This window comes from Brevundimonas diminuta 3F5N, from assembly GCF_900163625.1.
GTDB classification, from domain to species: domain Bacteria; phylum Pseudomonadota; class Alphaproteobacteria; order Caulobacterales; family Caulobacteraceae; genus Brevundimonas; species Brevundimonas diminuta_A.
Window position 1 is genome coordinate 72585 of sequence record NZ_FUIE01000016.1, and the last position, 20765, is coordinate 93349.

A 20765-nucleotide genomic window follows, 5' to 3' on the forward strand; every position below is an offset into this window, starting at 1 on the left:
GGATTCTCCATAGCGATGCCCACGCATAACGAACAATGTTCGTCAATGGAAGCAGACGCCCTACTCCGCTCCCCGGCCCGGCTTAAAATCGCGGATCAGTTCGGCCAGTTCGACCTCGTCCACTGCGGCGGCGGCGTCTTCTATCGACATCCAGCGGCGTTCGCGCTGGGCGTCCTCGGGCCAGGCGCCCAGTTGGATGAAGACCTCCAGCGGATAGACGCTGGCGATGGTCGCCTGGACCCGCCCGGACTTCAGTCGCTTGCCATAGCGGAACCAGCCGATGGGCGCGCCCATGACGTCGCCTTGAACGCCCGCCTCCTCATAGGCCTCGACCACGGCGGCCTCGGCGTCGGTCTTGCCCGCCATGCGGTTGCCCTTGGGGATGACCCAGCGCCGCGTCTCGCGCGAGGTGATCATCATGATCTCCACGCCGTCCGCGCCGTGTCGCCACGGCAGGGCCGCGACCTGGCGCGTCTCGGACGAAAGGGTGCGGGGCTTGCTCGACATCAGGTCAGGAACAGCCCGCCGAGGGCGTAGAACAGAGCGCCGATGGCGGCGGCCGCCGGCATGGTGATGAACCAGGCGGTGACGATGCTGCGCGCCACGCTCCAGCGCACGGCCGAGACGCGCTTGGCCGCGCCCACGCCGACGATGGCGCCGGTGATGGTGTGGGTGGTCGACACCGGAATGCCCATGCTGGTCGCTGCGAACAGGGTGATGGCCCCGCCCGTCTCAGCGCAGAAGCCCTGCTGGGGCGAAAGGCGCGTGATCCGCGACCCCATGGTGTGAACGATCTTCCAGCCGCCGAACAGGGTGCCCAGGGCGATGGCCGCCTGACAGGTGATGACCACCCAGAACGGCACATGGAACTCGCCGCCCAGCATGCCGCGTGAATAGAGCAGGATGGCGATGATCCCCATCGTCTTCTGGGCGTCGTTGCCCCCGTGGCCCAGGGAATAGGCCGAGGCCGATACGAACTGCAAACCGCGGAAGACCCGATCGGCGAAGTTGGGATTGGCCTTGGCGAACAGCCAGGACACGATCAGCACCAACAGCAGGGCCAGCAGGAAGCCGATGGCGGGCGACATGAAGATGGCGCCCACCGTCTTCAGCACCCCGGCGATGACCACAGCGCTGGTCCCCGCCTTGGCGATGCCCGCCCCCAGCAGGCCGCCGATCAGGGCGTGCGAGCTGGACGAAGGAATCCCGCCCAGCCAGGTGATGACGTTCCAGCTAATGGCCCCCATCAGGGCGCCGAAAATCACCTGATCCGAGATCACGTCCGGCGAGATGATGCCGCGCCCGATGGTGTCGGCGACGTGCAGGCCGAAGAACAGAAAGGCGATAAAGTTGAAGAAGGCCGCCCACCCCACCGCATAGATCGGCGGCAGGACGCGGGTGGCGACGATGGTGGCGATCGAGTTGGCCGCGTCGTGCAGGCCGTTCAGAAAATCGAACAGCAGGGCGACGCCGATCAGGAAGACCAGGATCAGGAGGGCGTGATCCATGAGGTTTACAGGTGCTCGACCAGAACGCCGTTGATGCGGTTGGCCACATCCTCGAACCGGTCGACCACCTTCTCCAGATGATCCAGAAGCTGGCTGCCGATGATGAAGCCCAGGGTGTTGCCGCCCGTCATGTCGTGCCGGTGCGCTTCATAAAGCGCCTTCATGCCCGCGTCATAGAGGTCGTCGCTGCGAGCTTCCAGGTTGGTGATCTGCTCCGTCAGGATCGCCAGCCGCTCATGGTTCTTGCGCATGGCCGGCAGCAGGGTGAAGGCCTCCTGCGTCAGGGCCGCGCATTCGACGGCGATGTCGGCCAGTTCCTGCATCTTGGGCGAGAAGTCGCGCATCTCATACAGGGTGACGATCTTGGCCGCCTTCTGCATCTGGTCGATAGTGTCGTCCAGCGAGTTGGTCAGGCCGCGAATGTCCGAACGGTCGAACGGAGTGATGAAGCTGCGGCGCACGGCGAACAGCACCTCGCGCGCGATCTCATCGGCCTCTTCCTCGTGGGCGACCACCTTGGCGCACCACTCGCCGGTTGCGGGTCCGCCGTTCATCATCTGACGCAGGGCGCCTGCGCCATGAACCAGCGTCAGCGCATGGGCGTCGAACAACCGGAAAAAGTTGTCTTCCTTCGGCAACAGCGCCTGGAACCAGTTGAGCATGGGTCGTCTCCGCAAGGCCGCCTCGCGCATACCGAGGACCGAGCCGGCGCCCCAAGTCCCGGCTTCCAGCCTCTTCGTCAAGTCATCCGCATACGGATTCTCTGATTTCTCCCCCGGCCATTGACGCCGTTCCAGCCGAGGCGCATGAAGAAAATGTCATCTTTGTGTTCGAATAACGGCCTAAATTGTCATGACCTACCCTGCGGAGCAGGAGCGCCTGCTCGTCGAAGCCGGCCAGGCCCTCGCTCGTCGCGACCCTCGCTCCGCCTTGCGGCTGCTGGATCAGGCGGATCAATTCGGCAAGACGCACAACGCCACCTTGAACCGCGCCGTCGCCCTGCGCCTTCTGGGCGACTACCACGCCTCCCTTCGCGTCCTGGACGACGCGCTCGACATGCGGCCCTACGACTTCATGGCGCTGCTGGCCAAGGGCGCCATGCTGGAGAAGATCAATCAGACCAAGGCGGCGGTCGAGGTCTATCGCAACGCCCTGAAAATCGCCCCGCCGCGCGCCTCCTGTCCGCCCGGCGTCGTCAGCCAGATGGACTACGCCAGCAGCCTGATCGACCGGCACGCTCAGGCCCTGGCCGATTTCATGAAGGACCGCATTGCACCGCTGAAGGCCGAACTGGGTGAAGCCAGCCGAGACCGCTTTGAGGAAGGCCTGGAGATCTACGCCGGCCTGAAACAACCGCCCAAGCAGCAACCGCTCCTGCTTAACTACCCGCGCCTTCCCATCATTCCCTTCTATGACCGCACCTTGTTCCCATGGCTGGCGCGGCTGGAAGAGGCGACCCCTGTCATTCAGGCTGAACTGGCGACCCTGCTTGAGACCGCTTTCGACGAGTTCTCGCCCTACATCGCCTATCCCAAGGGCGCGCCGGTCAATCAGTGGGAGGAGTTGAACCACTCGCGCAAATGGAGCTCCCTCTTCCTATGGAAGGATGGCCGCCGCCAGGACGAAGTCTGCGCCCGCGCGCCCCAGACCGCCGCCTTGCTGGAAAGCCTGCCCATGGCCGATCAGGAAGGCTTCGCCCCTACCGCCATGTTCTCGGCGCTTCAGCCTAAGACGCATATTCCAGCGCATACAGGCTCATCGAACGTGCGCCTGCTGACTCACCTGCCGCTGATCCTGCCGGGAACGGCGCGCTTCCGCGTGGGCAATACGGTGCGCGAATGGGAGATGGGCCGCGCCTGGGTCTTTGACGACACCATTGAGCACGAGGCGTGGAACGATGCCGACGCCATGCGCGTCATCCTGATCTTCGATGTCTGGAACCCCTACCTCGACGACGGCGAGAAACGGCTGATCACCGAGATGATGAAGGCGCAACGCGAGTTCACTATCGATCATGCGCCCTCTCGCAACTGATCATAAGCTGATTGCGCCGCCGCCACCTCGCCCATGCGCGTCTCGGCCCAGTCGATCATCGGCCGCAACGATCGAACCAGTCCCAGCCCGAGGGGCGTGATCGCATAGGTGACGGACACCGGCACAGCGGCCTCGACCGTGCGTGTAACCAGGCCGTCGCGCTCGATCTGGCGCAGGGTCTGGCTCAGCATCTTCTGGGACACGCCCTCGATCCGGCGCTTGAGCGCATTGAAACGCATCGGCCCATCCGCGAGGGTGGTCAGCAGAAGCACCGTCCACTTGTCGGCGATCCGATCCAGCAACAGACGGGTCGGGCAGTCGGCGGCGTAGACGTTTCCACGCTCGCCGTCGCTGGAAGCGGTCACCGCCGGGGAACCTGGTGAGAGAAAAGTGCCTTCTTGCATAGTCACTCCCTTTAGCACACCTGGTTTCCATTGGTAACTACAAGGAACATTCCCATGAACATCACCGTCCTGGGCGCCAGCGGCCGTGTCGGATCAGAGATCGTCAAGGAACTGGCTCGGCGCGGGCATCAGGTGACGGGCGTGGCCCGCCAGCCGGATCGCGTGCCCGCCGCTTCCGGCGTTACCCCTGTCGCAGGCGACGTGAACCAGCCCGCCTCTCTCGCCCCAGCCCTGGCCGGCGCCGACGCCGTGGTCAGCGCCATCATGTTCGTGGACAGCGATCCGAGCCTGCTGATCCAGGCGATCAAGGAAGCAGGCGTTCCGCGTTACCTGGTCGTCGGCGGGGCCGGCAGCCTGGAGATCGCGCCGGGTCAACGCCTTGTCGACACGCCCGCCTTCCCCGAAGCCTATAAGGCCGAAGCCCTGGCCGGCGGACGGTTTCTGGACGCCCTTCGCACCGAGCCTGAGTTGAACTGGACCTTCCTGTCGCCCTCAGCCCTGTTCGACGGGTCGGAGCGCACCGGCGTCTTCCGCCTGGGCGGCGACGCCCTGCTGACGGACGACCAGGGGAACAGCCGCATCTCCTTCCCCGACTACGCCATCGCCATGGCTGACGAGATCGAGACGCCGAAGCACCCCCGCGCCCGCTTCACCGTCGGCTACTGAGAAAGGCGCACAGATGAAACCGTTCACGATGGCCGCCCTGGCCGCCCTGGCCTTCAGCGCCGCAGCCGCTCCAGTCAGCGCCGGTGAAGCGGCTCCCGCTCCAACGCAGACATCCGCTGCGCGCACCCCGACCGAGGCCGAGAACGCCCGGATCGTCGTCGCCTTCTATGATCTGGCCTTCAATCAGCATCGTCCGACCGAGGCGGCGCGCCTTTACATCGGCGACCGCTACATCCAGCACAATTCGGCCGTTCCGAACGGCGGCGCCGCCTTCTACGGCTATTTCGAAGGCTTCTTCCGCGACAATCCCCAGTCGCGCGCCACGATCCATCGTGTCATCGTGGATGGCGACCTGGTCGCCCTGCATGTTCATTCGCAGGAGACGCCCGACGACCCCGGCCGCGCCATCGTCGACATCTTCCGCGTCGAGAACGGCAAGATCGTCGAGCATTTCGACGTGATCCAGACAGTTCCCGCCACGACCGCCAACGGCAACACCATGTTCAGCGGCGACAAGGCCGACTGACTGAGCCAACGAACCACGCTTCAAATAGCGCGAAGCGCGGTAGGCGTGACCAACAAAGAAAACGGCCCCGGAAGATCGCTCTTCCGGGGCCGTCGTCATTCTTAGCCGTGAAGCCGGATCAGGCGCCCAGCGAAGCCGGGTCGATCTTGAAGCCCGGGCCCATCGTCGAGGACAGGGCGATGCGCTTCACATAGGTGCCCTTGGCGCCCGACGGCTTGGCGCGGACGAGGGCGTCCACGATGGCCTTGACGTTGGCTTCCAGGGCGTCCTGGGTGAAGGAGGCCTTGCCGATGCCGGCGTGGACGATGCCCGCCTTCTCGACGCGGAACTCAACGGCGCCGCCCTTGGCGTCCTTGACGGCCTGAGCGACGTTCGGGGTCACGGTGCCGACCTTCGGGTTCGGCATCAGGCCGCGCGGGCCCAGCACCTTACCCAGACGACCGACCAGGGCCATCATGTCCGGCGACGCGATCACGCGGTCGAAGTCCATGAAGCCGCCAGCGATCTTCTCGTACAGGTCTTCAGCGCCGACGTGCTCGGCGCCGGCCGCCTTGGCTTCATCAGCCTTGGCGTCCTTGGCGAAGACGGCGACGCGAACGTCACGGCCGGTGCCCGAGGGCAGGTTCACCACGCCGCGGACCTGTTGGTCGGCGTGACGCGGGTCGACGCCCAGGTTGATGGCGATTTCGATCGACTCGTCGAACTTGGCCTTGGCGTTGTCTTTCACCAGCTTGATGGCGTCCGAGAAGACCAGCAGGTCTTCGGTGACGCCCGTGCGGGCCTTATGGGCTTTGGTCAGCTTAGCCATGTCTTAGCCCTCCACCACTTGAATGCCGATGGCGCGGGCCGAGCCCTCGATGATGCGCGACGCGGCGTCCAGGTCGTTCGCGTTCAGGTCTTTCATCTTCTTCTCGGCGATTTCGCGCAGTTGCGTCTGCGTGATCTTGCCGGCGAACTCGCGGCCGACGAGCTTGGCGCCCGACTTGATGCCAGCGGCTTGCTTCAGATACCAGGTCGCCGGCGGCGTCTTGGTGATGAAGGTGAACGACTTGTCCTGATAGACGGTGATGACGGTCGGAAGCGGGGTGCCCTTGGCTTCCTTCTCGGTCCGCGCGTTGAACTCCTTGCAGAAGCCCATGATGTTCACGCCGCGTTGACCCAGAGCCGGGCCGATCGGGGGCGAAGGCGTGGCCGAACCGGCCGGCACTTGCAGCTTGATATAGCCGAGAATCTTCTTGGCCATTGGTCTCTCCTATGAATGACCCGGCGACGATGCGCCCGGCCGGTGAGCCGTGGTGCGGCATGGCTGCCTTCCACGGATTTGACGCCGAGCGACTCGAAGGCCGTCCAGCGAAGGCGCGCGTTTAGCAGGCAGACCCTGAAAACGCAAACGGGACCGCCCGAAGACGGTCCCGATCTCTGCGTGGCGTCAGCAGCCGATCAGGCGCTGACCTTCTCCACCTGATTGTATTCCAGCTCGACCGGGGTCGGGCGGCCGAAGATGGAGACAGCCACGCGCAGGCGGGCGTTCTCTTCGTCGACGCTTTCGACCTGGCCGTCGAAGCTGGCGAACGGGCCGTCGATGACCTTGACGTTCTCGCCGATGTCGAAGCGGATGGTGGGCTTCGGACGCTCGACGCCCTCTTCCACCTGACCGATGATGTTCTGGACTTCACGTTCCGAGACCGGCAGGGGCTTGGTGCCGCCCGCGGCGCCCAGGAAGCCCGTGACCTTCGGCGTGTTCTTGACCAGGTGATAGGCCTCGTCGGTCATCTCCATCTTCACCAGCACATAGCCGGGGAAGAATTTGCGTTCGGCGTTGACCTTCTTGCCGCGGCGGATCTCGATGACGTCCTCGGTCGGAACCAGGATTTCAGAGAAGGCGTCTTCCAGACCCTGTTGCTTGGCCTGGTCGCGCAGTTGCTCGGCGACCTTCTTCTCGAAGTTCGAATAGGCGTGGACGATGTACCACTTGTGGCGGGGATTGGCCGCCGGCTTGGGCGCTGCATCAGTCATGTGCGCGTCTCCTTTATTGGCCAAGGCCGAGGATGAAGCGGGACGCGAAGCCGAGACCCGTGTCGACGATCCAGAAGAAGGCGGCCGCGATCAGCACCATGATGAAGACCATCACCGAGGTGATCCAGGTCTCCTTGCGGCTGGGCCACACGATCTTGCGGGCCTCAGCGCGGACTTCGCTGATGAACTGCGGGATGGACGTCTTTTTCTTCGGCGCGGGCGCGTCGACGGCCACGGTCGCTGCGCCTTGCGCGGCTGCTGCGGTCTTGGTCCCCGTAGTGCGGCGGCCGCCCGGGGTCTTCGCCTTGGCCATTTGACGTCTCTTCAACCTCTGGATCCTGCTGCTCCACATGGGAAGTCCCAGGCGATCGCAACAGGGGGAATGGCAGGAGTGGAGGGACTCGAACCCCCGGCCCTCGGTTTTGGAGACCGATGCTCTACCAGCTGAGCTACACTCCTAGTGTCCCGGACAAAGATCAGCGCGCCGTGGATATCAACCCAGCGGCGCGACCCTCGCCAGAGGGGGGCGTATGCCCGAGCCCCACGGCCATTTCAAGGGCCATCTGCGCCGCAAACGCGCGAAGTCGTGGAATTTCCTCAGAACAGACGCGCCACGGCGCTGGGCTCATAGCTCAGCCCTTTCACCAGGGCGTCTGAATCGCCGATCGAGAAGGTCTGGGCCCGGCTGCGGCCGTCAACCACCGCCACCGCCTCGATCTCTTCGGGAATCACCTTGACCACCGCCACGGCGTCGCCGCCGGGCGCCCAGGGGCTGATGTCGGGCGAGCGAGCGATGATCAGGTCGTTCAACCGCTTCACCTCGTCGCCGTCCGTGACCTCCTCGGCGCGGCCGTCGATAGAGACGCCGACCGCCTCTCCTTCCTCGCCCACGCCGCGCACGGCCACGCCGACGCGCGGGTCGGCGGTCAGGTTCTTCAGCTTCTCGCTGTCGCGGGCGGTGACGAAGTAGAGGTTCAGCCCGTCGTTCAGATAGCCCAGCGTCGCCGCCTGCGGCCGACCGTCAGCCCGGTTCACGGCCAGAGTCATCAGCTTCTGGCTGTCCAGCAGCTTGAGGATGGCGGCCACTGCGCCGCCGTGGATCGGGGTGATGCGCGAGGTCGAGCTCATGGCGATTCTCCAGAAGATGACGAGGCAGATTGGCTGGGCAGCTTCGGCGCGGCCTTGACGCAGATCAAGGCGGCTGGACCCCGCTTCGGTTCCAATGCCGCCATGACAGAGTCCCGCTTCGCGTCCGATGCACCTCGCCTGGAGGTGGCCCCCCTCAGCGAAGCCGAGGCCCCCGCCGCCTTCGCCCTGGCGCGGCTGTGGCGGCCCAATCTGGTGCCGGCCCAGTGGGACGCCTTCCTGACCGCATGGCGCGCCGCGCCGGAAAGCCGGGGAATCCTCAGCGCGCGCAATCAGCGCGGCGGGGTGCTGGGCTTCGTCAGCTGGTGGCGCCAGCCCGACCTGGAATACGGCGAGACCCTGTGGGCCGGCCCCTTCGTCGTGCGCGAAATGGGCGTGCGTCCCCTGGTGCGGCAGAGCCTGGCCGTCGAGCTGACGGCCCTCGCCTGTCAGCTAGGCGCGCGACTGCGCTACGCTGAGGAAGCCGCCGCGCCGGACTGCGCGCCGCCGAACTGACGGCTAGGACAGGCTGACCTATTCGGGATCAGCCCCTCATCGCCTAGACTGCCGCGTCATCCGGGAGACGACGTTCGTGAACACCGCTGCGGCCCAGGCCGAAATCGAAGAGGTGCGTCTGGAAGACGTCCATCCATGCTCCACCTGCGGCGCCCGTCCGCTGGGCGTATGCGCGGACCTCAAGGGCCATGAGTTGCAGAGCATGGCCTGCTCCAGCGAAAGCGTCGTCGCCCAGCCAGGCCAGGCCCTGTTCCATGAAGGCGATCCGAACCCCTATGTCTTCAACGTCGTGGACGGGGCGGTGAAGCTGTATCGCCTGCTGCCCGACGGACGACGCCAGATCACCGGCTTCCTGTTCCAGGGCGACTTCCTGGGCCTGGGCGGGCGCGGGCCGTCCAGCTTCACGGCCGAGGCCCTGACGCCGCTGAACGCCTGCCGGTTCCGGCGCGGCGACTTCGATCAACTGCTGAACGCCCTGCCCGCGCTGGAGCACCGCCTGGTGGCCCTGGCTGGGGACGAGCTGATGGCGGCGCAGGAACAGATCGTCCTTCTGGGCCGCAAGACGGCGCGCGAGCGGCTGGCCAGCTTCCTGACCCGCCTGTCCGAGCGTCAGGTGCAGTTGGGCGGCGCCGTGGGCCACGTCCACCTGCCGATGACGCGGCTGGACATCGCCGACTATCTGGGCCTGACGATCGAGACGGTCAGCCGGGTCTTCACCCAGTTCAAGACGTCCGGCCTGATCCAGCTTCTGCCGGGCAATGACGTCGCCCTGCCCGATCCGGCCGCGCTGAAGGCCCTGGGCGAAGGCGCCGCCTGATCCATTCCGGCTAAAGGGATAAGGGGGCGCGGCCTGACGTTCCGCGCCCCTCCCCGCATCGGCTTCAGAACTTGCGGCCGACGCCCACCGACACGACCCAGGGATCCAGGCTGACGCTGCTCTTCAGCGCGCCGCCGTTGATCTTGGCGTCCGTGTCGAACCACACCTTCTTGGCGTCCAGGTTCAGCGTCCACGGGCCGGAAATGTTCCAGTCGGCGCCGGCCTGCAGCGCCACGCCGAAGCCGTTGTCCAGATCGACCTCAAAGCCGTTCTTATCCTTGCCGCTGAAGAAGGCCATGTAGCTGACGCCCGCCCCGACATAGGGGCTGACCGTCGCGTTCGGCGTCGGCCGGTATTGCAGCGTCACCACCGGCGGCAGAACCCAGGTCTCATGCACCGCTACGTCGGTCGCGCCGCCCTTGGCGCGAACCTCGTGCTGGGTGGCGCCCAGGATGGCCTCGACGGCCCAGTGGTCGGCGACGAAATAGGTGAAGCCCAGCGTCGGCATCCAGTCGTCGCCCACGTCGACCTTCAGGCCGCTGTCGGCCCCGGCGGCGGTGACGATGGCGTCATCCGCCTGAGGCAGGACGCCCGTCATGCGCGCGGTGACGATCAACGAGCCCTTGCCCACCTGTTCAGGCGCGGCGTTCTGGGCCGAAGCGGCGCCCGCGACGGCCAGAAGGCTGACGGAGGCGATAAGGGCGGCGGCGGTTTTCATCGGTTCAATCCCCGACATTCGCCGGGTCGGGAGAGGGCCCGGCTTCGATGTCTGAATGACCTTGCGCCCGCCCTCATCATCCCGCCTTGATCCAGCGCAAGCTACGGATATTTCTTCTATTTCATCCAAGAAAAATCCCCTCCGGCCTGCGCCGAAGGGGATCATTCAGTCAGTCCGTCAGATGACGGGGATCAGGATTCCGAGTGCCCCTCGTCCCCTTCGTCGAACAGGCGGAACTCGTGCCACAGGCCGTTCAGGACGCCGAACGCCACCGCCAGGCCGAGGCCCAGGATCCAGGCGAAATACCACATGAGATGATCTCCTTTCGCGGGATCAGTAGAGGTCGGGATTGGTCTTCAGCTCAGCCTCGGTCGAACGGCCCCACAGCACCTTATAGACCCAGGAGGTGTAGAGCAGGACGAAGGGCAGGAAGACCGCCACCACGATCAGCATGATGAACAGGGTCGTATGGCTGGACGACGCGTTCCACACGGTCAGGCTGGACTGGGCGTTGATCGAGCTGGGCAGGATGAAGGGGAACATCGACAGCCCGACCGTCGAGATGATCCCGACCGCCGAAGCCGATGAACCGCCGAAGGCCATCACCGCCGACTTGCGCCACATCCCCAGCAGACCGATCGCGGCGCCGGCGAAGCCCAGGACCGGAGCGATGATCATCCACGGATAGCGCCCGTAGTTGTCCAGCCAGGCGCCGGGCGCGGCCTCGACGGCCGTGCGCAGCGGGTTGGAGGCGCCCGCCGTGTCGACCACGCCGGTGATGCGGAAGCCCATATCGCCGAACGCCACCATGGCGCCGCCGATGGCGAACAGCACCAGACTGGCCGCACCGGCGACGGTGCCGATGGCGCGAGCGCGCTTCAGCACCGGACCTTCTTCGCCCTTGACCGACAGCCAGGCCGCGCCGTGCAGAACCAGCATGGACACCGACAGCAGGCCGCAGATCAGGGTGAAGGGGGTGAACAGGCCCAGCAGGCTGCCTTCATAGAAGCTGCGCAGATCGCTATCCAGGCGGAAGGGCGCGCCCATCAGGACGTTGCCGACGGCCACGCCGAACACCAGGGTCGGGACGAAGCTGCCGATGAACAGGCCCCAGTCCCACATGGAGCGCCAGCGCGCCTCAGGCCGCTTGGAGCGATATTTGAACGACACGGGCCGCAATATCATCGCGGACAGCACCAGGAACATCGCCAGGTAGAAGCCCGAGAAGCTGACGGCGTAAACCTGCGGCCAGGCGGCGAAGATCGCCGCCCCGCCGACGATGAACCAGACCTGGTTGCCTTCCCAGGTCGCGCTCACGGTGTTGATGACCATACGGCGCTCTGCGTCCGTCTTGGCGACGAAGGGCAGCAGGGCGCCGACGCCCATGTCGAACCCGTCGGTCAGGGCGAAGCCGATCAGCAGCACGCCCAGCAGTCCCCACCAGATCAGGCGGAGGGTGGTGTAGTCGAGGGGAAGTTCCATCTCTCTTTTTCCTTCAACGACCGGGTCAGGCGACCGCGGGCTCGCCTTCCGCGCTGGCGTCGGCTTCACGGGCTTCCTGTTCGGCGAACGGTCCCTTCTTGACCGTGCGCAGGATCAGCCCGACCTCGACCACGGCGAGCACGCCGTACAGCAGGGTGAAGCAGATGATCGTGGTGAGCAGTTGCGGCACGCCCAGGCTGGACACGCCCAGGAAGGTCGGCAGAACGCCTTCCACGGCCCAGGGCTGACGCCCCACTTCGGCCAGCAGCCAGCCGGACTCAATGGCGATCCACGGCAGCGGAATGGCCAGAACGGCCAGACGCAGGAACCACTTCGTCTCATGCTTGCGCAGGGTGCACAGGATGAAGGCCGTACCGAACAGGCCGATCATCAGGAAGCCGATGCCCGCCATGAAGCGGAAGACCCAGAACATCAGCGGCACGTTCGGCACCGTCGACCAGGCGGCCTGCTGGATCTGCTGCGGCGTGGCCGTGCGCGGATCTTCAACGTAACGCTTCAGCAGCAGGCCGTAGCCCAGATCGTTGCGGACCGTCTCGAACTGGCCGCGCGCGGCCATGTCCGTGGGATCGGCCTTGACCTTCTCCAGAGCGTCATAGGCGACGACGCCGCGCTCGATGCGGTCCTCGGCGACGGCGACCAGCTCAAGGATGCCCTCGACGGGCTTGTCGATGCTGCGCGTCGAGATCAGGCCCAGGACGTAGGGCACCTTGACCTCGAAGTGGGTGTGACGGTCCTCAAGGCTGGGCAGGCCGAACAGGGTCAGACCGGCCGGCGCCTCTTCGGTGCGCCACATGGCTTCCAGAGCGGCCAGCTTCATCTTCTGGTTGTCGGTCAGGGCGTAGCCCGACTCATCGCCCAGAACGACCACCGACAGCGACGACAGCAGGCCGAACGCCGCGGCGACCGTCATCGATCGCTTGGCGAAGCCGACGTGCTTGCCCTTCAGCAGATAGAAGGCCGAGATGCCCAGCACGACCACAGCGGCGCAGACATAGCCGGCCGACACGGTGTGCACGAACTTGGCCTGAGCCACCGGGTTGAAGATCACCGCCATGAAGTCGGTGACTTCCATACGCATGGTGTCGGGGTTGAAGGCGGCGCCGACCGGGTTCTGCATCCAGCCGTTGGCCGCCAGAATCCACAGGGCCGACAGGTTGGTGCCCAAGGCCACCATGAAGGTGACGAACAGGTGGGCGTGCGGCTTCAGCTTGTCCCAGCCGAAGAACATCAGGCCGACGAAGGTCGCCTCCATGAAGAAGGCCATCAGGCCCTCGATCGCCAGCGGCGCCCCGAAGATGTCCCCGACGTAGTGGGAATAGTAGCTCCAGTTCATGCCGAACTGGAATTCCATCGTCAGGCCGGTAGCGACGCCCAGCACGAAGTTGATGCCGAATATCGCGCCCCAGAAACGGGTGATCGTCCGCCAGATCGGCCGACGGGTCATCACATAGATGCTCTCCATGATGACCAGCATGAAGGAGAGGCCCAAGGTGAGGGGCACGAATAGAAAGTGGTATAGCGCCGTCAGTGCGAACTGAAGGCGCGAAAGGTCTACGACCGCCAGGTCGATCATCGTTCCAGGCTCCTGACCGCCAGCCCCCATCGACCGGCGTTCTACTCTAACCTAAAGCAGCGCCCTCTGGCGCGCCTTGATCCTGATCAAAGCCGCGCGCGCCGACTTGAACTAGACGGCGTTTCGCCCAAGGGCCTTTCGCCACATAGGCTTTTTGCCCCATCCTCTATTGTCGCCGGTTGCAGTGGATGAGGCCGGTTCAGGCCCACATTCCCAGAATGGCGCACCAGGAGACGTGATGACGGCCCAGCCGGTCGAGCCTCAACAAGCGGATTCGCGACGAATCGCAGAGACGGCGACAGCCGCCGCCTGGCTGAAATCCGCCCTGTCTCCCTGGCGCCGTCTGATGAGCCTGGGCGGCGCCCTGGTGATCGCGGACACGGTTCCCGCCATCGGCTTCGCCGCTGGACTGGCCCTGGCCGTCGGCGCCCTGCCCCAGGGCTTGGCCGAAGCCGTTCCCGGCCTGATTCTGGCGGCCGCCGCCCTGATCGTGCGCGCTGCGCTCAATCAGGGCGCGGTCTTCGTCAACACCCGCGCCGCCCGCGCCGCCAAGAACGGCCTGCGCCGCCGGGTGCTGACAGGCGCCCTCGGAGGCCGCCTGTCCGACGCCGCCGCCATGACCGCCGCCGCCGAGGGCGTCGAGGCGCTGGACGGCCACGTCGCCCGCTTCACCCCCGCCCGCACGGCCGCCGCCGCCTCGCCCATCATCCTGATCGTGGCGGCGGGCGTGGTCAGCCCCTTCACCGCCGGCATTCTGATATTCACCCTGCTGCCCTTCGTGCTGGGCATGGCCCTGACCGGCATGGCCGCGAGCGCTGAGAGCCGCCGTCAGTTTCAGGCGCTGGAGCGTCTGTCGGGCCTGTTCCTGGACCGGGTGCGCGCCCTGCCCGCCATCCTGTCTTTCCAGGCCGAGGCGCAGCAGACCCGCGTCATCGCCCGCGCCTCGGATGATCTGGCCCGCCGCACCGGCAAGGTGCTGAAGGTCGCCTTCCTGTCCTCGGCGGTTCTGGAGTTCTTCTCGGCGCTGGCCGTGGCGCTGGTCGCCGTCTACTGTGGGTTCAACCTGCTGAAGCTGCTGCCGTTTCCGGCGCCCGACGAACTGAGTCTGGCGCAGGCCTTCTTCGTCCTGGCCCTGGCGCCCGAGGTCTATCAGCCCATGCGCCGCCTCGCCGCCGCCTATCACGATCGTCAAGCCGCCGAGTCCGCCGTCCCCAGCCTCAGCCGCCTGGATCAGGCCGACGAGACGCCCCGCGCGCGGCCCTCCCCGCCCGTCTCAGCGCCCACCGTGCGCTTCCATGACGTGGCCATCGCCTATGACGGCGCGCCGGTGCTCAGCGGATTCGATCTGTCGGTCGCGCCCGGCGCCATCGTCGCCCTGACCGGCCTCAGCGGCGCGGGCAAGACCAGCCTGCTGAACCTGTTCCTGGGCCTATCGCCCTTGTCAGGCGGCGAGGTCGAGGTCGGCGACGCGCGCCTGTCGGACCATCCCGACCTGACCGCCTGGATCGCCTGGGCCGGTCAGGCGCCGGTCGTGATCCGAGGGACGCTGGCCGAGAACATCGCCCTGGCTCAACGCAGCGCTTCGCCCGAAGAGGTCGAACAGGCCGCGCGCAAGGCGGGCCTAGACGGCGCGCTGGACCGTCTGATCGACGAGCGCGGCGGCGGCCTGTCGGGCGGCGAGCGGCGGCGTCTGAGTCTGGCCCGCGCCTTCCTCAAACCCGCGCCCCTGCTGCTGCTGGACGAGCCGACCGCCAATCTGGACGCCGAGGCCGAAGCCGCCCTGCTGCCGCTCATCCGCGAGGCTGCGCGCGGGCGCACGACCCTGATCGCGACCCATTCCGACGCCGTGGCCGAACTGGCCGATGTGGTGGTGCGCCTGTGAAGCCTCAAACCTCTCCCGGCGTCGCCCGCCTCAAGGCCATGATCCGCGCTCAGGAGCGCGCCCAGTTGCCGCGTCTGCTGGCCGCATCCATCACGGGGGCGCTGGTGTCCGTCGGAGCCGTGGCCCTGCTGGGCGTGTCGGGCTGGTTCATCACCGCATCCGCCCTGGCCACAGCGGCGGGGCCCGCTGTGGCCCATGTGTTCAACTATCTGGTGCCCAGCGCGGTCATCCGCTTCCTGGCCATCGTGCGCACCGCCTCCCGCTATGGCGAGCGCGTCACCGGGCATGAGGCGGCGCTGAAGGCGCTGGCCGCCCTGCGCCCCCAACTGTTCGAAGGTCTGGCGCGCGGTTCGACGGCGCGCGCCCTGTCGCTGGCGGGCGGCGAGGCTTCGGCCCGGCTGGTGCAGGACGTAGACGCCGTGCAGGACCGCTTCGTGCGCCTGTCCGCGCCGTGGAGCGCGGGCGCGGGCCTGCTGACCGGCATGGTGATGGCCTCGCTGGCCGGATGGCGTGCAGCCGCCGCCGTCGCTCTGGCCGCGATGCTCAGCGTGGGTGTAGGCGTCATCCTGGGCCGCCGCCTAGCCGAGCCCGCAGGCCGTCGCCTGCAGGAGGCCATGGGCGACTTCAAGACCGACTTCGCCGCCATGGCCGCCGCCGCGCCCGAGCTTCAAGCCTACGGCATGAAGGATTGGGCCGTCGATCGCCTGGCCCGTCAAGGCGGCGCCGTCGAGGCCGCCGCCGAGGCCCTGGCCCGCGCCGGAGGCTGGCTGATGGCGAGCCAGACCCTGGCGATGGCGCTGGGCGTCACGGGCTCCGCCCTGGCGGCCGGCTCCGCCTCCCCCGCTTTGACCGCCCTGGCCATGCTGGCCGCCGTCGCCACGATCGAGAGCGCGGGCAATCTGCTGAACGCCCTGCGCCAGAACGGCGCCGTCGCCGTCGCCGTCCAGCGCCTGGGCGAACTGCTGGGCGATGAGGCGCCCGTCGCGGCGTCAGCGCCCGCCGCCCCCGCCTTGCGCCTGTCGGCGGCCGACCTGCGTCTGGCTCCGCCGCAACGCCTGGCCGTCGTCGGCCGCTCCGGCGCGGGCAAGACCACCCTGGTCGAGCGGATGATGCATCTGCGCACGCCCATGCCCGGCGAGGTCGCCTTCGCCGATGTCGACGGAGCCGCCCTGTCTGCGGATGCGGTGCGCCCCCTGTTCGCCTATGCGCCGCAACAGGCGGTGCTGATGGCCGGAACAGTGCGCGAGAACCTGCGCCTGGCCGCCCCCACGGCGGATGACGAACAGCTTTGGGCCGTGCTTGAGGACGCCGGACTGGCGGATCGCATCCGCGCCGCGCCCGGCGGGCTGGACGTCGCCCTGGGTGAAAACGGCGCGCGGCTGTCGGGCGGCGAGCGGCGGCGCCTGGGCCTGGCCCGCGCCTATCTGCGCCTCGCCCCCTGGTTGGTGCTGGACGAGCCGACTGAAGGGCTGGACGCGGCCACCGAGGCCAAGGTGCTGGATCGGCTGTCGCAGCGCCTCCAACGCACCGGCCAGGGCCTGATCCTGGTCAGCCACCGCCCGGCGCCGCTGGCCCTGTGCGATCAGGCGCTGACAGTCAGCGGGATCGCGCCGGACGGCCATGTCCAGGGCGACGTCGGGCCGCTTCGAGCCGCCGCCTGAACCGAACGACCTTTGATCTCCATCAAGGCGTAGCGACGAACGATCAGCTCTGCTGTCGGCATAGGAGAACTGCCATGCCTTCAGAAATCGTCGCCCCCGTCGCCGCCATGGGCGCCTTCTTCCTCACCTTCATGGTCGCCATGGCCTATGGCGTGATCAGCAGCAATCTGGCCGACCGCAAGGGGCGCTGACCATGACGCTGCACCATATCCGGCTGGAGTTGGCCCGCGAGGCCGATGCGCCGCACGGCGATCCGCGTGACGGCTATGATCTGGTCATGACGCTGGACCAGCAGTCGCGGCTGGACGCAGCGGCCCTGCTGGCCGCGCCCGAGCGCACGCGCGTCCGTCGTTTCCGCGACGGCGAAACCCTGGCGGTCGGCCAATTGTCTCAGGGCGCTGACGGCCGTTGGGTGCTGGACTTCCCCGGCGAAGAGTCCGACGCCGTCGGCTTCCGCCTCGAAAGCGAACGCTTCGTGCCGGGGGAATACGTCTCTCTCGCCGAGCCGGGCGGCCCCATGCGTCCCTATCGGGTCGCCCTGGTCCAGCCGCTGGATCGCGCCTGAACCATCATGGTCGACGCCGCCTGGATCAGGCGGCGTCGGTCTCTCCGCCCTTGATCACTGGGCGGAACAGAAGCTTGTCGATACGACGGTCGTCCATGTCGATGACCTCGACCTCGAAGCGGCCCAGTTGCAGGATGTCGCCTTCGTTCGGCACGCGCGACAGATGGTGCAGCACCAGACCCGCCACCGTGTGGAAGCCTTCGTGTTCGCCGAAGTCTTCGCCCAGGGCCTCACCCAGTTCATCCAGATCGATCTGACCGTCGACCGCCCAAGTGCCGTCGGCGCGCTTGCGCACGGCCGTCTCGGTCTCGTCGTGGCTCTCGTTGAAGTCGCCGGCGATCATCTCCAGCAGGTCCGTCGCCGTGACCACGCCTTCAAAGGCGCCGTATTCATCGACCACGAAGGCCATATGAACCTTCGAGCCCTTCAGGATCTCCAGCGCCTTCAGCACCGAGGTCGACTGCGGGATGAAGGCCGGCTCGGCCACCAGCTTCTCGACGTTGAACTCGCCGTTGTCGAGCAGGCTGTCCAGCAGGTCCTTCTTGTGGACCACGCCCAGCGGATTATCGATGTCGTTGTCGCGCGCCACCACGATGCGCGAATAGGGACAGGTGCGGATCTCTTCGCGCAGTATCTCTTCGGAATCGTCCAGGGCGATCCAGTAGACCTCGTGACGCGGCGTCATGGCCACGCGCACGGCCCGGTCGCCCAGGCGCAGGATCTCTTCGATCATCTCCTGCTCTTCCGGCTCGATCAGGCCCGCGGACGTGCCTTCGGCCAGGATGCTCTCGACTTCTTCCTGAGTGACGTCCGAACCGTCGCGGTCCTTGACGCCCAGCAGCTTGAGGATGCCCGAGGTCGAAGCCGTCAGCAGCAGCACGAACGGCTTCATCGCCAGGGCCAGGGTCGAGATCGGGCCGGCCATTTTGGAGGCGATGGTCTCGGGGAAGATCAGGGCCAGGCGCTTGGGCACCAGTTCGCCGATGATCAGCGAGACATAGGTGATCAGCACCACGACCACGCCGGTGGCGATGATCTGCGAATAAGGGGCCAGGGCGGGAATGTTCGCCGTCAGGATGTCGTCCAGCTCGCCCGCGATGGCGGCCTGACCATAGGCGCCCGCCAGAATGCCGATCAGAGTGATGCCCACCTGAACCGCCGAAAGGAACTGGGTCGGCTCCTCAGCCAGTTTCAACGCGGCGCGGGCGCCGCGATCGCCTCGTTCGGCGCGGCTCTGAAGCTTGGATTTGCGGGAGGACACAACCGCGAGTTCGGTCATGGCGAAAAGGCCGTTCAGCACCACAAGCAGCAGCACGACGACGATAGCGATGGTCAACATCGAAAAGGGAGAAGCCCTGAGCGCGGCGCGACTAACGGCGTCCGCGCAGCCGATAGTAAAGGTGAAGCCGTGCCTGCGCCAGCTTTGTTGTCGAAACCGCGGCGTTCACCGCGCGCGCTCGGGCGTCAGGCCGCCGAAAGGGCGCGTTCGCTTGACCATTCGGCGGCTGCGGCGGCCCCCTGCTCCATGCCCTGCACCAGAATATCCAAGGTGACGGGCTTGGCGACCAGATGATCAGCGCCGGCTTGCACCGCCTTCAGGTGGTGCGCCTCGGTCGTGTTCGCGGTCAGCATGACGATGGGGGTGCGCGCGGCGCCCAGACGCGCTTCGTCGGCGCGGATGCGGCGCATGGCGTCCAGCCCGTCCATGACCGGCATCTGCATGTCCATCAACACCATGTCGAAGCGCTCCTGCTGGAAACGCAGAACGCCTTCCAGCCCGTTGTCGGCGGTGACGATCTCGAAGCCCAGCGGCTCCAGCAGGCAGCGCACGACCATCTGATTGGCCGGATTGTCCTCGACAGCGAGGATGCGAAGGCGCGTGGCCTCCTCCAGCGCGCGCTCACCTTCGGCCGAAGTCGACGCAGGTTCGGCTACAGCCGCCACCGCCCGTTCGACCGGCAGCACGACCCGGAACAGGCTGCCTTCTCCCGGCGCCGACTCGGCGGCGATCTGTCCGCCCATCAGTTCGGCCAGCGACTTACAGATGGAGAGGCCCAGGCCGGTGCCTCCGTACTGGCGCGAGATGGCGTCGTCCGCCTGAACGAAGGGCTTGAACAGGCGCTGCGCCGCCTCGGCGTCGAAGCCCATGCCCGTGTCCTCGACCTCGATCACCAGACCCTCGTCGTCCCGCACATCGACCCGCACGGACACGCGTCCCTCGGTCGTGAACTTGACCGCATTGGACACCAGGTTGGAGACGATCTGGGTGATGCGGACGCCGTCGCCGATCACCTTCCCCTGGGCGCTCGGCGTAAAGGCGACGTCCAGCGTCAGACCCTTGTCCTCAGCGACCGCCCGGCGCATCTCGACCACGGTCTCGATGTCGGTTCTGAGATCAAACGGCGTCAGCGACAGGCTGAACTGCCCCGCCTGCATCTTCGACAGGTCCAGCATGTCGTCCAGAACCCGACGCAGCGCGTCCCCTGCCCCCGTGATCAGCTTCAACATCTCGGTCTGGCGCGGCGTCAGCGCCGTGTGCGCCAGGGCCGAGGCCAGGCCCAGCACCGCATTCAGCGGGGTGCGCACCTCATGGCTGATGTTGGCGAAGAAGCGGTCCCGCACCTCGGCGGCCTGTCGCGCTTCGGCCTGCGCCAGCTCCAGCGCCTTGAGCGCGCGGACGTGGTCCGACACCTCGAAGCGAATGGCCGTATAGGTCTCGGGCCGTCCGTCAGCTCCCAGGTTCGGCACGATGGTCGTATCGACCCAATAGGGCTCGCCCGACTTGGTGCGGTTCTGAATGGTGCCGCGCCACACCTCGCCTCGCGCAATGGTGCGATACAGATTGCGGAAATAGTCGCGCGCGTGGACGCCCGAGTTCACCACCCTGTGCGTCTGACCGATCAGTTCCTCGCGCGAGTAGCCGCTGACAGCTTCGAACTTGTCGTTGCAGTACAGGATGCGGCCGGCGCGATCCGTGATCGCCACGATGGCGGCCTCGTCCAGCGCGGCGGAGAGGCCGGCGCGGCGGGGCCAGTCAACGTCAGTCATAGAGGGTCCTTTCAGCGGCGTCTCATGGCGCGCGCATGGCTGAGAAACCCTTAACCGCCCCGCTAGACCAAAGTCGGGCGCCCCGTTTTGATTCAACGCAATAGCGCACGGCAAAACGGCCCCCGGATTTCTCCGGGGGCCGCTCTGTTACGCTTACGCTTACACTTACTGTGCGACCTCAAGGGCCGCCCGTCGATTACTCG

At 66.6% G+C, this 20765-nt stretch carries 23 protein-coding genes and 1 tRNA gene; 8 read left to right on the forward strand and 16 right to left on the reverse strand.

The features are described from left to right. Nucleotides 1-60: 60 nt before the first annotated feature. From FM111_RS03015 to FM111_RS03025, 3 genes are read right to left on the reverse strand one after another with little or no spacing between them, the layout of a single operon-like run. Entirely contained in the window at nucleotides 61-507 is a 447-nt protein-coding gene (locus FM111_RS03015) for an NUDIX hydrolase (protein WP_087139255.1), read from the reverse strand. Next, nucleotides 507-1508, reverse strand: coding sequence for an inorganic phosphate transporter (locus FM111_RS03020; protein WP_087139256.1), 1002 nt, complete (start codon nucleotides 1506-1508; stop codon nucleotides 507-509). Before FM111_RS03020 ends, FM111_RS03015 begins: the two co-directional genes overlap by 1 nt. A gap of 5 nt (nucleotides 1509-1513) precedes the next feature. Continuing rightward, nucleotides 1514-2170, reverse strand: coding sequence for a DUF47 domain-containing protein (locus FM111_RS03025; protein ID WP_256968061.1), 657 nt, complete (start codon nucleotides 2168-2170; stop codon nucleotides 1514-1516). A gap of 190 nt (nucleotides 2171-2360) precedes the next feature. Here FM111_RS03025 and FM111_RS03030 point away from each other — a divergent pair, with 190 nt between their 5' ends. Then, nucleotides 2361-3542 (forward strand): aspartyl/asparaginyl beta-hydroxylase domain-containing protein, encoded by a 1182-nt coding sequence (locus FM111_RS03030; protein WP_256968062.1) that lies wholly within the window; start codon nucleotides 2361-2363, stop codon nucleotides 3540-3542. Here FM111_RS03030 and FM111_RS03035 read toward each other — a convergent pair. After that, nucleotides 3521-3907: a winged helix-turn-helix transcriptional regulator gene (locus FM111_RS03035; protein WP_218779163.1), complete on the reverse strand. Its 387-nt coding sequence runs from the start codon at nucleotides 3905-3907 to the stop codon at nucleotides 3521-3523. The genes FM111_RS03030 and FM111_RS03035 overlap by 22 nt on opposite strands. A gap of 93 nt (nucleotides 3908-4000) precedes the next feature. On the opposite strand from FM111_RS03035, the gene FM111_RS03040 reads away from it, so the two are divergent. Then, on the forward strand, nucleotides 4001-4612 hold the full coding sequence (locus FM111_RS03040) for an NAD(P)-dependent oxidoreductase (RefSeq protein ID WP_087139259.1): 612 nt from the start codon (nucleotides 4001-4003) through the stop codon (nucleotides 4610-4612). Between the two features lie 13 nt (nucleotides 4613-4625). Then, nucleotides 4626-5138: a nuclear transport factor 2 family protein gene (locus FM111_RS03045; RefSeq protein ID WP_218779164.1), complete on the forward strand. Its 513-nt coding sequence runs from the start codon at nucleotides 4626-4628 to the stop codon at nucleotides 5136-5138. Nucleotides 5139-5256: 118 nt separating this feature from the next. Here FM111_RS03045 and rplA read toward each other — a convergent pair whose 3' ends face one another. From rplA to FM111_RS03075, 6 genes are all read right to left on the reverse strand, one after another. Further along, the gene (gene rplA / locus FM111_RS03050) at nucleotides 5257-5946 is read right to left on the reverse strand and encodes a 50S ribosomal protein L1 (protein WP_087139260.1); all 690 of its coding nucleotides are present in this window, start codon (nucleotides 5944-5946) and stop codon (nucleotides 5257-5259) included. Between the two features lie 3 nt (nucleotides 5947-5949). Then, the gene (rplK, locus tag FM111_RS03055) at nucleotides 5950-6381 is read right to left on the reverse strand and encodes a 50S ribosomal protein L11 (protein ID WP_003165488.1); all 432 of its coding nucleotides are present in this window, start codon (nucleotides 6379-6381) and stop codon (nucleotides 5950-5952) included. Nucleotides 6382-6578: 197 nt separating this feature from the next. Then, nucleotides 6579-7154: a transcription termination/antitermination protein NusG gene (gene nusG, locus FM111_RS03060; protein ID WP_003165489.1), complete on the reverse strand. Its 576-nt coding sequence runs from the start codon at nucleotides 7152-7154 to the stop codon at nucleotides 6579-6581. Nucleotides 7155-7167: 13 nt separating this feature from the next. Beyond that, a complete protein-coding gene (secE, locus tag FM111_RS03065; RefSeq protein WP_179205005.1) occupies nucleotides 7168-7467 on the reverse strand; it encodes a preprotein translocase subunit SecE in 300 nt (99 codons plus the stop codon). A gap of 70 nt (nucleotides 7468-7537) precedes the next feature. Then, nucleotides 7538-7613: transfer RNA gene (locus FM111_RS03070), tRNA-Trp, on the reverse strand. Between the two features lie 138 nt (nucleotides 7614-7751). Further along, nucleotides 7752-8282, reverse strand: coding sequence for a pyridoxamine 5'-phosphate oxidase family protein (locus tag FM111_RS03075; protein WP_087139262.1), 531 nt, complete (start codon nucleotides 8280-8282; stop codon nucleotides 7752-7754). 102 nt (nucleotides 8283-8384) lie between these two features. On the opposite strand from FM111_RS03075, the gene FM111_RS03080 reads away from it, so the two are divergent. Both FM111_RS03080 and FM111_RS03085 read left to right on the forward strand, forming a co-directional pair. Continuing rightward, a complete protein-coding gene (locus FM111_RS03080) occupies nucleotides 8385-8795 on the forward strand; it encodes a hypothetical protein (protein WP_256968063.1) in 411 nt (136 codons plus the stop codon). 76 nt (nucleotides 8796-8871) lie between these two features. Then, on the forward strand, nucleotides 8872-9612 hold the full coding sequence (locus tag FM111_RS03085; RefSeq protein WP_087139263.1) for a Crp/Fnr family transcriptional regulator: 741 nt from the start codon (nucleotides 8872-8874) through the stop codon (nucleotides 9610-9612). 64 nt (nucleotides 9613-9676) lie between these two features. On the opposite strand, the gene FM111_RS03090 is transcribed toward FM111_RS03085, so the two are convergent. The 4 genes from FM111_RS03090 to FM111_RS03105 form a co-directional block, all read right to left on the reverse strand. Continuing rightward, on the reverse strand, nucleotides 9677-10330 hold the full coding sequence (locus FM111_RS03090; RefSeq protein WP_256968064.1) for an OmpW/AlkL family protein: 654 nt from the start codon (nucleotides 10328-10330) through the stop codon (nucleotides 9677-9679). A gap of 191 nt (nucleotides 10331-10521) precedes the next feature. Then, nucleotides 10522-10641 carry a cytochrome bd-I oxidase subunit CydX gene (gene cydX, locus FM111_RS03095; protein ID WP_087139265.1) on the reverse strand — a complete coding sequence of 40 codons (120 nt, stop codon included), beginning with the start codon at nucleotides 10639-10641 and terminating at the stop codon, nucleotides 10522-10524. A gap of 22 nt (nucleotides 10642-10663) precedes the next feature. After that, entirely contained in the window at nucleotides 10664-11812 is a 1149-nt protein-coding gene (gene cydB / locus FM111_RS03100) for a cytochrome d ubiquinol oxidase subunit II (protein WP_087139266.1), read from the reverse strand. A 25-nt stretch (nucleotides 11813-11837) separates the two neighbouring features. Further along, the gene (locus FM111_RS03105) at nucleotides 11838-13403 is read right to left on the reverse strand and encodes a cytochrome ubiquinol oxidase subunit I (protein ID WP_087139279.1); all 1566 of its coding nucleotides are present in this window, start codon (nucleotides 13401-13403) and stop codon (nucleotides 11838-11840) included. Between the two features lie 241 nt (nucleotides 13404-13644). Between FM111_RS03105 and cydD the strand changes: the two genes are divergently transcribed. The 3 genes from cydD (at nucleotide 13645) to FM111_RS03120 (ending at nucleotide 17514) form a co-directional block, all read left to right on the forward strand. Then, on the forward strand, nucleotides 13645-15288 hold the full coding sequence (cydD, locus tag FM111_RS03110; RefSeq protein WP_087139267.1) for a thiol reductant ABC exporter subunit CydD: 1644 nt from the start codon (nucleotides 13645-13647) through the stop codon (nucleotides 15286-15288). After that, nucleotides 15285-16949 carry an amino acid ABC transporter ATP-binding/permease protein gene (locus FM111_RS03115; protein ID WP_256968065.1) on the forward strand — a complete coding sequence of 555 codons (1665 nt, stop codon included), beginning with the start codon at nucleotides 15285-15287 and terminating at the stop codon, nucleotides 16947-16949. The genes cydD and FM111_RS03115 overlap by 4 nt, the downstream gene beginning before the upstream one ends. Before the next feature lie 193 nt (nucleotides 16950-17142). Further along, nucleotides 17143-17514 (forward strand): hypothetical protein, encoded by a 372-nt coding sequence (locus tag FM111_RS03120; RefSeq protein WP_087139269.1) that lies wholly within the window; start codon nucleotides 17143-17145, stop codon nucleotides 17512-17514. A gap of 25 nt (nucleotides 17515-17539) precedes the next feature. Here FM111_RS03120 and FM111_RS03125 read toward each other — a convergent pair whose 3' ends face one another. Both FM111_RS03125 and FM111_RS03130 read right to left on the reverse strand, forming a co-directional pair. Further along, nucleotides 17540-18853 (reverse strand): hemolysin family protein, encoded by a 1314-nt coding sequence (locus FM111_RS03125; RefSeq protein WP_179205006.1) that lies wholly within the window; start codon nucleotides 18851-18853, stop codon nucleotides 17540-17542. A gap of 125 nt (nucleotides 18854-18978) precedes the next feature. Next, nucleotides 18979-20562, reverse strand: a complete 1584-nt coding sequence (locus FM111_RS03130) for a PAS domain-containing hybrid sensor histidine kinase/response regulator (protein ID WP_087139270.1) — start codon at nucleotides 20560-20562, stop codon at nucleotides 18979-18981. Nucleotides 20563-20765 lie beyond the last annotated feature (203 nt).

Coding starts and splice junctions, on each gene's coding strand:
- cydD (WP_087139267.1), top strand. CDS start 13,645: ATGACGGCCCAGCCGGTCGAGCCTCAACAAGCGGATTCGCGACGAATC.
- FM111_RS03025 (WP_256968061.1), bottom strand. CDS start 2,170: ATGCTCAACTGGTTCCAGGCGCTGTTGCCGAAGGAAGACAACTTTTTC.
- FM111_RS03030 (WP_256968062.1), top strand. CDS start 2,361: ATGACCTACCCTGCGGAGCAGGAGCGCCTGCTCGTCGAAGCCGGCCAG.
- rplK (WP_003165488.1), bottom strand. CDS start 6,381: ATGGCCAAGAAGATTCTCGGCTATATCAAGCTGCAAGTGCCGGCCGGT.
- cydX (WP_087139265.1), bottom strand. CDS start 10,641: ATGTGGTATTTCGCCTGGATCCTGGGCCTCGGCCTGGCGGTGGCGTTC.
- FM111_RS03040 (WP_087139259.1), top strand. CDS start 4,001: ATGAACATCACCGTCCTGGGCGCCAGCGGCCGTGTCGGATCAGAGATC.
- FM111_RS03125 (WP_179205006.1), bottom strand. CDS start 18,853: ATGTTGACCATCGCTATCGTCGTCGTGCTGCTGCTTGTGGTGCTGAAC.
- FM111_RS03045 (WP_218779164.1), top strand. CDS start 4,626: ATGAAACCGTTCACGATGGCCGCCCTGGCCGCCCTGGCCTTCAGCGCC.
- FM111_RS03075 (WP_087139262.1), bottom strand. CDS start 8,282: ATGAGCTCGACCTCGCGCATCACCCCGATCCACGGCGGCGCAGTGGCC.
- cydB (WP_087139266.1), bottom strand. CDS start 11,812: ATGGAACTTCCCCTCGACTACACCACCCTCCGCCTGATCTGGTGGGGA.
- nusG (WP_003165489.1), bottom strand. CDS start 7,154: ATGACTGATGCAGCGCCCAAGCCGGCGGCCAATCCCCGCCACAAGTGG.
- FM111_RS03090 (WP_256968064.1), bottom strand. CDS start 10,330: ATGAAAACCGCCGCCGCCCTTATCGCCTCCGTCAGCCTTCTGGCCGTC.
- FM111_RS03020 (WP_087139256.1), bottom strand. CDS start 1,508: ATGGATCACGCCCTCCTGATCCTGGTCTTCCTGATCGGCGTCGCCCTG.
- FM111_RS03120 (WP_087139269.1), top strand. CDS start 17,143: ATGACGCTGCACCATATCCGGCTGGAGTTGGCCCGCGAGGCCGATGCG.
- rplA (WP_087139260.1), bottom strand. CDS start 5,946: ATGGCTAAGCTGACCAAAGCCCATAAGGCCCGCACGGGCGTCACCGAA.
- secE (WP_179205005.1), bottom strand. CDS start 7,467: ATGGCCAAGGCGAAGACCCCGGGCGGCCGCCGCACTACGGGGACCAAG.
- FM111_RS03015 (WP_087139255.1), bottom strand. CDS start 507: ATGTCGAGCAAGCCCCGCACCCTTTCGTCCGAGACGCGCCAGGTCGCG.
- FM111_RS03130 (WP_087139270.1), bottom strand. CDS start 20,562: ATGACTGACGTTGACTGGCCCCGCCGCGCCGGCCTCTCCGCCGCGCTG.
- FM111_RS03080 (WP_256968063.1), top strand. CDS start 8,385: ATGACAGAGTCCCGCTTCGCGTCCGATGCACCTCGCCTGGAGGTGGCC.